Source organism: Dulcicalothrix desertica PCC 7102, assembly GCF_003991905.1.
GTDB lineage: Bacteria > Cyanobacteriota > Cyanobacteriia > Cyanobacteriales > Nostocaceae > Dulcicalothrix > Dulcicalothrix desertica.
Genome location: NZ_RSCL01000024.1, coordinates 148044 through 161044, shown reverse-complemented (window position 1 = coordinate 161044; position 13001 = coordinate 148044). Strand labels below are relative to the sequence as shown.

The following is a 13001-nucleotide window of genomic DNA, read 5'->3' as shown; positions in this document are numbered from 1 at the left end:
TTTCTTCGTCATCCTGAATTTTTGCTTTTTTCTTGGTTGTAATCTTTTGTACTTCAAATTGAAGTGCGGAATGTGGGTTAAATTAGGTACATCTTTTGGTATTAATGGGCACTTAGTTACTAGTGATATTAATTTTTTACGGCTGTTTGGGGAGCGGCGCCAAAAAGGATTAATAGATATAGGTGTTCTAAAATTAGAACCAACAGCTAATACTGCTTGGGTTTTAGCGAATTTGCGTGCTAAATTACCTTCGGACGTGTTGGTAATATCTAAGCAAGAATTTCTAGATAAAGAGAAAGGGTTTTGGAATAGTAGCACCCCTGTTGGTTATGTTTTTGATTTAGGCGCCGTAATTGGCTTTATTGTTGGCGCCGTAATAGTCTATCAAATTTTATACAGTGATGTTTCCGACCACTTGGCAGAGTATGCGACTTTAAAAGCCATAGGATTTCGTGACCGCTATTTACTATCGGTGGTTTTTACTGAAGCAATGATTTTAGCCGCAATGGGTTTTATACCAGGGTTGGGTATTTCTCTTGGTTTTTATTCCATTACTCGACAAGCAACACTTTTACCGATGGTGATGACGGTAGGAAGGGCTATTTTTGTACTAACGCTAACAGCCTTGATGTGTGGTATTTCTGCGGCAATTGCAATTCGTAAGCTTCAATCTGCTGACCCTGCTGATATTTTTTAGCGTGAAAACACTATGTATAATGCCATTACAATTACCAACCTAAATCACTATTACGGACAAGGTGATTTACAGAAACAGGTTTTATTCGATGTTAATTTAGAAATTAAAACTGGGGAAATTATTATTCTGACTGGTCCATCAGGTTCTGGCAAGACAACGCTGTTGAGCTTAGTTGGTGGGTTGCGTTCACCACAATTTGGCAGTCTTAGAATATTAGAACGAGAAATGTTTGGCGCCAGTAATGATGAACGAGTAGAAACACGCAGGAAGCTTGGTTATATTTTTCAAGCGCATAACTTGCTGGAATTTTTGACTGCACAGCAAAATGTAATGATGCCATTGGAATTGCAAGATGTTACTTATTCGGAGTCTATACAAAAAGCCTCATTGATGCTTCAATCTGTAGGGTTAGGAAATCGGATAAATTACTATCCAGAAAACCTTTCCGGAGGACAGAAACAACGAGTCGCAATCGCGCGCGCTTTGGTAACAAATCCGCAAATTGTTCTTGCTGACGAACCGACTGCTGCACTAGATAAACAATCTGGTCGCGACGTTGTGGAACTCATGCAAAAACTAGCCAAAGAGCAAAATTGCACAATTGTGCTAGTTACCCACGATAACCGCATCTTAGATATAGCAGACCGTATCATCAATATGGAAGATGGTTGTCTTGTGTAGAGCAAATAGAGAATTTTATAACCAATATAAATACGTGAAAACAATGGCTAAATTTGACGAACATCCAACGGTTAAACGCTTTCGAGAACAAGCATCTAAAAGTGTTGCTCCCCCAGTTATTTTAGATGCCTCGGCATTGCGGCAACTGTGTTTAGATGCAGGCGCCGATGATATCGGTTTTGTAGAAATTGATAGACCAGCAATTGCTGACCAAAAAGAGGAAATTATTGCGGCTTTTGGCGCCACTAAAACACTAATTAGCTTTGTCTGCCGCATGAACCGGGAGAACGTCCGCACACCTGCTCGTTCTATTGCCAATCATGAATTTCACGAGACTTACGAGGACACTAACAAAGTTGCTCGTCACATTGTTCAAAAGCTCGAAGATATGGGAATTTGTGCAATGAACCCAGCAGCAGCTTTTCCAATGGAAATGGAACGATTCCCAGGTAAAGTTTGGGTCGTTTCTCATAAACCTGTGGCAGTTGCTGCTGGGTTAGGACACATGGGAATTCATCGCAATGTTATTCATCCTAAGTTTGGCAATTTTATTTTGCTTGGAACTATTTTACTCAGTACCAAAGTTACTGCTTATACCCATCCTATTGACTATAACCCTTGTCTGGAATGTAAATTATGTGTAGCAGCTTGTCCTGTTGGCGCCATTGGTGCAGACGGTCATTTTAATTTTGCAACCTGTTATACCCATAACTACCGAGAATTTATGGGTGGATTTACTGATTGGGCAGAATCTATTGCCGATAGTAAAAATGCTAAAGAATATCGTCAAAAAGTCAACGATTCTGAATCTGCATCAATGTGGCAAAGTCTTTCTTTTAAAGCAAGTTATAAAGCTGCCTATTGTATTGCAGCATGTCCTGCTGGAGAAGATGTAATTGCACCATTCTTAAATAATCGCAAAGAATTTATTCAAGAAGTAGTTAAACCATTGCAGGATAAAGCAGAAACAATTTATGTAGTTCCTGGTTCAGACGCAGAAGCTTACGTTGCTCGCCGTTTTCCCCACAAAACTATAAAACGAGTCGGTAATGGGATTCGTCCTCAATCTATACAAGGATTTCTTTTTGGATTATCCCTACTATTTCAACGCGAGCAGTCCAAAGGGTTAGATGCTGTTTACCACTTTACATTTACTGGTAATGAGCGGAGATTAGCAACAGTGACGATTCGCAATCGAATCATTCAAGTTGAAGAAGGTCATACAGGTAAAGCAAATCTTTCTGTAACTGCCGATAGTCAAACTTGGCTGCGTTTTTTAGCAAAGGAACAGAATATAATTTGGGCATTATTACAGCGAAAAATTCGTCTTCAAGGCTCGCCTAAATTACTATTAGCTTTCGGAAAATGTTTTCCCTCCTAGTAACCTTTAACCCATTAATACTTGCACCTGTATCTACCTTACGGCGCCTCTTCATATTTCAATCATGAGTACATAAATATTTCAATTCATGTGATTCCGCTTGCGCCTCGGAAAACTCAAGGGAGCATTATTTGCAAAATAATTACAAAAAGGTAATTCACAATGGAAGAAAAAATATCAGACAATCCCGGAGTAATTGCTTTTCCACCAGTTCTCTATGCTGGAACTTTATTAATCGCATTACTACTCAATTTCGTTTTTCCAATCGACTTTCTGCCGCGTTCTGTGACAGTGTTTTTAGGAACTTTGTTAATTATTTGCGCGCTCCTGATAGCGATTTTAGCTTTTCGGGCGATGAATCGTGCTAGCACTGCGATTAACCCTTCACATCCAACAACGGCGATTGTTTCAGACGGAGTTTTTAGCTTGAGTCGCAACCCGATTTATTTGTCTCTAACGCTGCTTTACATTGGTATTAGTTTACTATTCAGTGCGCTTTGGGCATTGTTGCTGTTATTACCCCTTTTAGTTATAGTGCAAATCGGAGTTGTTAAGCGCGAAGAGATTTACTTGGAGCGTAAATTTGGCGAGGAATACCTGCGATACAAATCACAAGTACGTCGTTGGGTATAAATTGCGAACAGATAGCAGTTCGCGCATCATTTGCAAAATTGTATATTGTGGAGACCCTATTAAATTCGGTCTCTACAATGCAGATCCAAATAAAATTATAATCGTAACCCCACTATAAAAAATCAAATGAACACCCAAACACGCGACCATTCTCCAGATATTTACTCAATTTTGAGTCAAACTCAACGCTTGCGAGTTAGCGATGGAGAGATTAAACCCGTTTTAGATGGTTGTTCAAATGCTTCACAGTTGCTCGTACTGATTTGGTCGCAGTTGGGAGATTTTGATAATCTAGAATATGCTTGGTGGTTGCGAAGAGAAAAAGAAAAGCTTTCTTCAAAAGGAATTACAGTCCGTGCGGTAGGAATTGGAAACCGTAATTCTGGTATTAAGTTTTGTGAATATACCGGATTTCCTCAAGAATGGCTGTTTGTAGATGAAACAGCTGAAATACATACTCTTTTAGGACTTTATCGCGGTTTAACTCTACAATTTCCAACCCTATCAATATCACAAAAAGCTTGGTTAAATTTAATGTTAATGTGTGCTGGCATTGGCAGTCCCGGAACTTTGAAGGAAGTTTTTCGAGGTTATAAAGGTGACAGAAAAGCTCCTCAGTTAATTGCTGATGAGGAAGTTGTAAAAAATACACCTTTACCACCAATAAAAGGTTCATTTTTCAAAGCTGCTGGAGGAAAAGGTTTTCAGCGTCCCTTTGAACTAGCAACCTTGCGTCTACGAAACATGACCGAAGTTTTGAGCAATTGGAATACTTACGTCCCGGATTCATCTTATTTGACACAACGGGGAGGAACTTTTCTATTTGACCCCCAAGGTAAATTAATTTACGAGCATCGCGACCGTGGAATTCTTGGTTTTGCCGAAAATATGAGCAATCCCTTATCTTTTCTGGATTAATAAACATTAACATCTTCAAGAGATTGCTTTAACAAGGCGCAAAAACCTTTTTCTCCGTCTATTCTAAAATTCCTTGGAAAAAATTCAAGTAAATGCCAGTTAGGGCTATTCTGCCAATAGTCTCGCTTTTGATTCGACATGGCATCATATTCTGAATCTCCTTCAAGTCCAAAATATTCAATAATTATTCCTTTTTTATCTCCAATTGTAAAGTCAGGACGGTAGTTAATTTCATTAATTTCATTCCACCAGAAGTTACGCTCGTACTTATACTGAATATCATGTTCAAAGAGAAAGTTCGCAATCACTTTCTCGCCAAAAGATTTATAGTGTTTTCCATCAAGCCCCTCGCTTGGTAGTGAACGAAGATAACGCAGCATTTCGTCATTTTTTAGACTTGTATTATTACTTGAAACAATACGTTCCCAATCTTCACGAAAATGTGCCATCATTAAAGCGCGAATTTCCTCATAAAAAGCTGGTTCGAGAGCTTTCTTATGTATATAAGTACTAATGAGTTCGTCTTGTACAATACGACTTTTGCTCTGTCCTCCATCTGGCTCATCGAACAGAATACTTTCTTCTGGATAAACCAAAGCATAAGCTAAGGCGTGGAAGGTCATTACATACGGTATAGAATTTTCTAATTTTGAGGTAAGGCGTTCTCGTATTTCCTCAGCAGCCTTGCGATTGAAGGCTAAAAGCAATATCTCATTAGGTGCAACGCCGCAATGCTTCTGTAAAAATAAAGCTCGATTAACCAAGGTGGACGTTTTGCCACTACCAGCCCGTGCTACTACTTGGGCATGATTTTCAATGGCGCCAATTGCTGCTGCCTGTTCAAGATCAATATTAAAGTTTAAGTGTTGCTGTATCCAAAGTTGCACAAAATTAGACTTTTCAGCCTGATAATTTTGAAATGAAATGTGTTCTGCACATTTAGCTTGATAAAAGTTATAAGTATTAGGAAAATCTTGCTCAAAATGCTTTTTTAGGTTTTCAAGCAAAATTTGCTTTTCTGCTTGCCGTTTTTCTGTCTCTTTGTCTATTTTTACTAATTCCCTAATTTTCTCTAAAGAAATAGTAGGTGATATTTTGTGAATTTTTTTAATAAATTGCTCTTTCTCGTATCTGAAAATAAATCCACCTCTATAATTGACCCTAATAAATTTTAGTTGTCTAAAAATGTTTACTTCAATAACTATTCCTTGAGTGCTATTCATTACTCCTTTTAAGTCTTGTATCATATGTTCATATTTAATTTTTTCCTCAAAACGGCTAACTTCTCTATTCAGAAGTAGCTCCCAAAGGTTATCATTATTACCAATTACTCTTGCAAAATCTTGAACATTGTCAATCTGCAAACCACTATCCATAAGTGCCTGACTCTTACTCAACAGCTTTTAGCGGATTCAAAACCCTATTTTCAGTTTTCCCCCAGACGGAGCAAATCTAACACTAACTCCAAACGTAATCGCTCCCTGCTGACAATATTCTATAATTGCCAGCAGGAACCGGAGTGTTAATGTATCTTGTATAACACTCAGCCACAGTATTAATCAGCATTTCAAAGTACAGAATACGTGTCAGAACAATATCTGTCACAAGCAATTGCTTTTGTAATACGTTTGTATTAGTTTGAGGCTAATGGAAAAATGGAGAAAAACACTATGACGACAAGTATTGAGCGTGCGGTACTACCCTCTCCTTTCCCTTACCATACGCAACTACCAGATGAAGACGGAACCTTTGTGTTCACGCAGTGTGCCGAAGGCAAGAATTTTCAGGAGCATCCCCAAAATCTCATTTTAACAGACTCAATTGGTTCGGTTTTAGAAAAGATTTATCCTGATGGTCAATATGCTATCGGGCAAGACTTATAGCGGATTTCGTTTTCATGCGGTGCATGTAGAGACGCGAAATTTCGCGTCTCTACAACGTTTCGGGCATTATATATGTACCTCACATACCTGAAATTGGCTATAAGTCACAGGTTTTCTTGATAAACTTGCAGTGTCCCAACCTGCTGATTATACAGTAATTCGCTTAATTTTTAGTCTTGTTCCGGCTATGAAGAATCAAACCTGTTTTGAAGGTGATTGTGTCCGAGTCTATATGTCAAGGTTCTTGGTATTTGGCGCCTACGTTGCGATTACCGTCGCCGCTTTGTCGCTGTTTGGTTGCGCGCGCGAGAAAACGAAAAAGATTGTTGGATTTTCGCAGACGGAGAACATCGGCCCGTGGCGCGTAGCCGAAACGAATAGTATTAAGTCCGAAGCTGCCAAGCGTAAGGAAACTTATGATTTCTTAATGACGGACGCTCAGGGGCAGACGTCGAAGCAGTTCTCTGACATTGAAGATTTAATCGCGCGGCAAGTCGATGCTATATTTCTGGCGCCACGCGAATATCAAGGTCTCACACCTGCTCTTGAAGCGGCGAGGGCGGCAAAAATACCAGTGTTTCTTATTGACCGTGAAGCTGCGGGAAAACCAGGTGAACACTTCGTCAGCTTTCTTGGGTCGGATTTCCGAGCGCAAGGGCGTCGCGTTGGCTCTTGGCTGGCTAAGGCGACTGGCGGCAAAGCATCAATTGTGGAACTCACCGGAACGGCGGGGTCGTCGGTGGCAATAGACCGGGCTAAGGGGTTTCGCGATGCTATCAGCAGTTATCCTAATATGAAGATCATCGCTACACAAACGGCGGATTTTTCGCGGGCTGCAGCGCAGCGCGTAATGGAAAACATCATCCAGGCTAAGGGTTCCGACATTACCGCAGTGTATGCTCATAACGACGAAATGGCATTGGGCGCCATCCAAGCTCTCAAGTCAGCAGGCATGAAACCTGGGGTAGATGTAATGGTTGGTTCAATCGACGGTCAGAAAGCCGCGCTCTTAGCGATTATGAAGGGGGAGCTAGGGGTGAGTGTTGAGTCAAACCCACGTTTTGGTCCACTTGTTTTCGCCACGATGGAGAAGTATTTTGCTGGCGAGAAAATTCCTCCTAAAATTATTCTCAAGGACAGACTCTTCGACATCAGCAACGCTAAGGATTTTGTGCATGAAGCATACTAGTGTTGTTTATTTCAATTACTGGGGCTGTTTTTACTGGTGGTTATGATTTGTATCTTCTTTTTTACTGGGGGAAAGTTTGCTATATCCCCCAGTAAAACATTATCCGAATCGCGCAAACCTGAAGCCATATCTTAACACAATAAGATTAACGTAAATATTACTACTTCCTTTTTTATTGATTACGTGTTTATCGCCCTCCGGGCAAACTGCGTTAACGCAAAATAAACGCTATTTTATAGAATTAATATGTATAACTAGCGTAATTTTTATACAGATGACCGCACATCTGGGACAGATATGCTACGTCAACGCACCAAAATTAATGACACGAACCAATAGTAGTTTATGTCAAAAGTTTTGGCTGGTTGGTTTGCAACGGATGTAACGGATGTAACGGATGTAACGGATGATTTATTTGCTACAAACTTGCGTCCAGTTATTTAAAATTATTTATCCGTTACATCCGTTCATCATCCGTTGCCAATTCTGCTACACCCCAAAACTTATGACATGAACCAATAGTAGTCCGTGTCATTAGTTTTGGAAGGTTGGTTTGCAACGGATGTAACGGATGTAACAAATGTAACGGATGATTTATTTGCTACAAACTTGCGTCCAGTTATTTAAAATTACTTATCCGTTACATCCGCTCTCATCCGTTGCTAATCAACGCACTAAAATTAATGACACGAACCAATAGTAGTTTATGTCAAAAGTTTTGGCTGGTTGTATGGTGGGCAATGCCCACCTTACTATCGGCGCCAACTAGCCAAAATTAATGACATGGAACAATAGTGCTTCATGTCATAAGTTTTAGGGAGTAGAAATATTGGCAACCGATGATTAACAGATGTAACGGATAGTTAATTTTAAATAACTTGGTTTTATTTGTAACCAATAAATTATCCGTTACATCCGTTGTATCCGTTGCTAATCAACGCCCCAAAATTAATGACACGAACCAATAGGTAATTTGTATCCTAATATAGATAAATAGAGATGTTGACGAGAAAAGATAGCCAGGAAGTATGGCGTGAAGGATTTCTAGTATAGGTGGCTCTGATGAATCAGGCGACTCGAACTGTCCTGCACATGAGGGACATAAAGAAAAGTTTTTCTGGCGTGCCCGCGCTCCAGGGCGTTGATTTTGAACTCTTGACAGGCGAGATTCATGCGCTAGTTGGCGAAAACGGCGCCGGCAAATCGACGCTGATTAAAATTCTGACGGGAGCGTATCGGCGGGATTCGGGTGTTATAGAGTACGCTATGGGTCGCGTTGCGTTTCAAAACCCGACCGAAGCCCAGGCAGTAGGCATTGTAGCTGTTTACCAGGAAATTAATCTCGTCGGTTTCCGAACTGTTGCTGAGAATATTTTTCTTGGCAGGGAACCGCATCGCTTCGGCATTATTGACAAACGACGCATGAACAGTGAAGCGGGCGAGATATTGGCACGTCTTGGGTTGCATATCGACCCACGCTCGGTGGTTGGTTCGCTCAATATTGCTCATCGCCAGATGGTAGCTATCGCGCGCGCTATATCTACACACGCGCGGGTACTTATCCTTGATGAACCCACGAGTTCGCTTACTCCAAGCGAGGTCTCTGTTCTTTTTGACGTTATGCGTAGACTAAAATCGGAAGGAACATCCATTATTTACGTCAGCCACCGTTTTGAAGAACTCTACGCCGTATGTGATCGTGTGACAGTCCTCCGTGATGGGCGCCACATTATAACGCAGTCACTGACCACACTCAATCGCCTCGATCTTGTCTGTCATATGCTGGGTCGCAAGCCAAGGGAAGTGAGCAAAGGAGTCACGGCATTCGCAACAGAACCGCAAAACGCAGTAGGGGGAGCAATACTGCTACAGGCAGAAGCTCTCAAATATCAGAATCGTCTCTCAGGTATCTTTATTGAAGTGCGGCATGGTGAAATAGTTGGGCTTGCGGGTTTGCTTGGCTCTGGTCGCAGCGAAACAGCGCGCGCTCTATTTGGGGCTGAACCACTTGACGGCGGAACCGTAAAACTCGAAGGTAAACTTCTCTCCCTACGTGATCCTCATGACGCTATCGACGTGGGGATAGCTTTCCTTTCAGAAGATCGCAAAGCGGACGGCATTATTCCTGAGCTTTCGGTGCGCGAAAACCTCACTCTCGCCGCTCTACCAGCCCTAACGCGATGGGGCATCGTTGACAGAAAACGACAGAACGAACTTGTTACTCGTTTTATGCAGCGTCTTGACATCAAGGCGGCTAGTGCCGAACAGAAAATCCACGAACTATCAGGTGGTAATCAGCAGAAAGTGCTTCTCGCGCGATGGCTGTGTAAGAATACGAAACTTCTTCTCCTCGACGAACCGACTCGCGGTATTGATGTTGGTGCAAAGGGGGAGATACAGCGGCTTATCGCCGAACTAGCTTTGCAAGGTCTTGGGGTTCTCATGATTTCATCAGAAGTGGAAGAGCTTGTTGAAGGCTCACAGCGTGTCGTCGTCTTGCGTGACGGGCGGTCAGTTGCCCAACTAAATGGCGAGCAGAAGAACATAAAGACAATTTTGCACGCTATGGCGGAGGGAACGGTTGATCCATGAAAATCAAGAAGCGCGCTCCTAGTTGGAGAACCCTATGGAACCCAAATAACGGCGCTCCTGCGGCACTCCTTATTTTGTATGTTGCGAACGCCATCTTTACTCCGCGTTTTGCTACAGTTAGCAACACTCTAAATATGTTGCTCCAAGTGTCTACGACGATGATCATTGCCGTTGGGATGACATTTGTTATTGCCTCACGTGGTATCGACCTCACCGTTGGCTCCACTATGGCATTGGTTTCAGTCATTGTGGCATTGCTTATTAATCACGGGATTTTTATTGCTATCCCGGTTGCTTTGGCAGGTGCCTTATTGATTGGATTTCTTAACGGCTTTCTCATCTCACGTCTCTCACTTGAACCTTTGATTGCCACCCTGGCGGCTCTCATTATGTGGCGTGGGATAGCTCAGGTTATTGGGGATGGTCAACTTGTTCCCTTTGCCAACCCCACGTTTGAAGCGATTGGAAAAGGCTATCTCGGCGCCATCCCGGTTCAGGTTGTAATTGCCCTTATTGTCATTGCGGCAGCTATCTTCTGTATCCGCTTTACGCTTTTTGGGCACCATATCGTTGCAGTCGGCGGTAACGAAGCAGCAGCAAGGCTTGCGGGTATCCGCGCTTTTCGCGTGAAATACATTGTCTATATAATTAGCGCCCTGCTCGCCGGACTGGCTGGGCTTATTGAAACGGCGAGACTCAGCATGGGCGACCCTAGCAAGATTGGTGTCAACGCGGAATTCGATGCCATTGCAGCCGTTGTTGTTGGTGGCACGCCCTTCTCTGGTGGTCGCGCGAATGTGCTTGGAACTGTTGTGGGCGCCTTGATTATGCAGGTAATCTCCACAAGCTTCAACATGTTGCTCATCCCGTTTACTTGGTCATTTCCAGCAGCGCATCACGCAGAAAACATAATATTTCTTGATATTGCTAAATACACCATTATTTATGTAAAATTTGGCACTCAGCAATAACCAAGAAATATTTTTCAGATAAGGTTATTGTGCGGCGCCATAGAAGTAGTAGTTGGCACTATAATTCACTCTTACTTCATTACCTACATAAGATGAATCGCAACCAACTTTGGGCGCCTGACCTCCGACTGTATCTACTCGTTGGATATAATTAATGTTGCTAAATACACCAGCTTTAATGTAATATTTAGCACTCAGTATTTGCCAAGGAATATCTTTGACATTAGGCGCCTGCACAAGATTTTTGACTTTACCAGTATTTATGCAGCTGCTGAAGCTTAATGAACGTATTTATCAGTAAATATGCTATAAATCGGTAAAATCTAGACTTATGTCATGCTGATTGATGATATGCGTTCTGAGCGCATTCAGGAGCTTATGCCTTGATGAAAGTGATGTTTGACAGTTCTGTAATAATTGCTTATTTTCGAGCTATCAAAGAAATACTCCACCACTAGCTTCAATCCGTTGCCCGTTGATCCATTTGGCATCAGGGGAGCATAAGAAAGCCACAATTCCACCAATATCTTCGGCTTGTCCAACTCGACCTAGAGCAGTATTAGAGGCGATATAACCTTTAATTTGAGGATTACTACGCACTGTAGCATTATTAAAGTCGGTTTCAATGGCTCCGGGAGCTAGCACATTAGCAGTAATTCCCCGCGTTCCTATTTCTTTAGCTAAGTATCTTGTGAAAGTTTCAATCGCACTTTTAGCAGAAGCATAAACCGAGTAACCTGGATTAGCGAAGCGAGTTGTCCCACTGGAAATGTTGATAATTCTACCGCCGTCATTTATGATTGGTAATAATTTTTGGGTTAAAAAATATACACCCTTGAAGTGAATGTTTACAAGACCGTCAAAATCTTCTTCCGTTACTTGGGCAATGGGAATCGTAGCTCCCACCCCAGCATTGTTAATCAAAATATCTAGTTTTTCTGTTCCAAATTCCTTACTTAGTACAGTTTGAAGTTTGGCAACAAAACCGTCAAAGTCCTTGATTTGCCCTACATCAAACTGTAAAGCGGTTGCATTTTGTCCTATTTGCTTAATTTGGGTTACTACTTCACTCGCTTCTTCCAGTTTGGATTTGTAAGTAATTATAATATCACAACCAGTTTGAGCCAGACGCAAAGCCATATCTTTGCCAAGTCCACGACTACCACCTGTAATTAAAGCAACTTGATTCATAGTTAAAGCAGTTTGAAGATTTAGCAAGTTTTGATCAAATTTGGTTGGACGGGCAGGGATGCCCGTTCCACAAGACACAAGAGTATGTTTAATTTATACTGACAAATAGTATAAAAATCATGAAGAGAATGTTTATCGCTTCACAGTAGTAGCGGATTGATTAAATAATAAATCGCGCGCTTGTTCTGGAGCTATTTGCTCATTATTAAATGCTTCAGCTTTTTCATAAGCTCGAATTGTTGCTGGGCGCCCTTTTATTGCTTCAAACCAGCGTTGCAGGTTAGGATAATCTTCTAGTTTCTGTCCTTGTCGTTCGTAGGGTACAATCCAGGGATAGCTGGCAATATCGGCAATTGAATAATCTCCTGCTAGGAATTCGCGGTCACTTAGTCGTTTATCCATAACAGCATATAAACGTCCTGTTTCGTTGACATAACGATTAATTGCGTAAGGAATTTTTTCAGGAGCGTATATATTGAAGTGATGGTTTTGCCCTGCCATTGGTCCAAGTCCTCCCATTTGCCAATACAGCCATTGCAGTACTTCCACGCGACCTCGAATATGTGCTGGAATTAATTTCCCGGTTTTGTCTGCTAGGTACTCTAATATTGCACCTGACTCAAAAATCGAAATGGGTTCACCACCATCAGCAGGTTCACGGTCAACAATTGCTGGTATACGATTGTTCGGAGCAATTTCTAGAAATTCTGGTTTAAACTGCTCCCCTTTACCGATATTGACAGGGATAATGTTGTAGGGTAGTTCAACTTCTTCTAAAAATATAGTAATTTTGTGTCCGTTGGGCGTAGTCCAGTAGTAAAGGTCAATCATAGATATTTCCCCTGTATATTTTAGACTCTGTAGT

12 protein-coding genes and 1 pseudogene are annotated in these 13001 nt (G+C 41.6%); 9 read left to right on the top strand and 4 right to left on the bottom strand.

What is annotated here, in order from left to right; all coding sequences use genetic code 11:
* The 5 genes from DSM106972_RS38655 to DSM106972_RS38635 all read left to right on the top strand — a co-directional run.
* A partial coding sequence (locus tag DSM106972_RS38655) for an FtsX-like permease family protein (protein ID WP_233787955.1) occupies positions 1–697 on the top strand: 697 nt, incomplete at its 5' end.
* A gap of 12 nt (positions 698–709) precedes the next feature.
* Positions 710–1378 (top strand): DevA family ABC transporter ATP-binding protein, encoded by a 669-nt coding sequence (locus DSM106972_RS38650; RefSeq protein WP_127085664.1) that lies wholly within the window; start codon positions 710–712, stop codon positions 1376–1378.
* 43 nt (positions 1379–1421) lie between these two features.
* Positions 1422–2759 (top strand): SCP2 sterol-binding domain-containing protein, encoded by a 1338-nt coding sequence (locus DSM106972_RS38645; protein WP_127085663.1) that lies wholly within the window; start codon positions 1422–1424, stop codon positions 2757–2759.
* 162 nt (positions 2760–2921) lie between these two features.
* Complete coding sequence (locus tag DSM106972_RS38640) at positions 2922–3392, top strand: methyltransferase family protein (RefSeq protein ID WP_127085662.1); 471 nt, start codon at positions 2922–2924, stop codon at positions 3390–3392.
* Between the two features lie 126 nt (positions 3393–3518).
* Positions 3519–4310: a peroxiredoxin-like family protein gene (locus DSM106972_RS38635; protein WP_127085661.1), complete on the top strand. Its 792-nt coding sequence runs from the start codon at positions 3519–3521 to the stop codon at positions 4308–4310.
* On the opposite strand, the gene DSM106972_RS38630 is transcribed toward DSM106972_RS38635, so the two are convergent.
* On the bottom strand, positions 4307–5686 hold the full coding sequence (locus DSM106972_RS38630; RefSeq protein WP_127085660.1) for a UvrD-helicase domain-containing protein: 1380 nt from the start codon (positions 5684–5686) through the stop codon (positions 4307–4309). The two genes, DSM106972_RS38635 and DSM106972_RS38630, sit on opposite strands and share 4 nt — an antisense overlap.
* 294 nt (positions 5687–5980) lie before the next feature.
* On the opposite strand from DSM106972_RS38630, the pseudogene DSM106972_RS38625 reads away from it, so the two are divergent.
* From DSM106972_RS38625 to DSM106972_RS38610, 4 genes and pseudogenes are all read left to right on the top strand, one after another.
* Positions 5981–6187, top strand: a pseudogene (locus DSM106972_RS38625) (hypothetical protein); the annotation flags it as partial.
* Between the two features lie 193 nt (positions 6188–6380).
* The gene (locus tag DSM106972_RS38620; protein ID WP_127085659.1) at positions 6381–7382 is read left to right on the top strand and encodes an ABC transporter substrate-binding protein; all 1002 of its coding nucleotides are present in this window, start codon (positions 6381–6383) and stop codon (positions 7380–7382) included.
* A 1062-nt stretch (positions 7383–8444) separates the two neighbouring features.
* Positions 8445–9974, top strand: coding sequence for a sugar ABC transporter ATP-binding protein (locus DSM106972_RS38615; RefSeq protein WP_127085658.1), 1530 nt, complete (start codon positions 8445–8447; stop codon positions 9972–9974).
* On the top strand, positions 9971–10945 hold the full coding sequence (locus DSM106972_RS38610) for an ABC transporter permease (protein ID WP_127085657.1): 975 nt from the start codon (positions 9971–9973) through the stop codon (positions 10943–10945). The genes DSM106972_RS38615 and DSM106972_RS38610 overlap by 4 nt, the downstream gene beginning before the upstream one ends.
* 24 nt (positions 10946–10969) lie before the next feature.
* Here DSM106972_RS38610 and DSM106972_RS38605 read toward each other — a convergent pair whose 3' ends face one another.
* The 3 genes from DSM106972_RS38605 to DSM106972_RS38595 form a co-directional block, all read right to left on the bottom strand.
* On the bottom strand, positions 10970–11209 hold the full coding sequence (locus tag DSM106972_RS38605; RefSeq protein ID WP_325052261.1) for a DUF3455 domain-containing protein: 240 nt from the start codon (positions 11207–11209) through the stop codon (positions 10970–10972).
* A gap of 171 nt (positions 11210–11380) precedes the next feature.
* A complete protein-coding gene (locus tag DSM106972_RS38600; RefSeq protein ID WP_233787366.1) occupies positions 11381–12214 on the bottom strand; it encodes an SDR family NAD(P)-dependent oxidoreductase in 834 nt (277 codons plus the stop codon).
* A 54-nt stretch (positions 12215–12268) separates the two neighbouring features.
* Positions 12269–12967, bottom strand: coding sequence for a glutathione binding-like protein (locus tag DSM106972_RS38595; protein ID WP_127085655.1), 699 nt, complete (start codon positions 12965–12967; stop codon positions 12269–12271).
* Positions 12968–13001 lie beyond the last annotated feature (34 nt).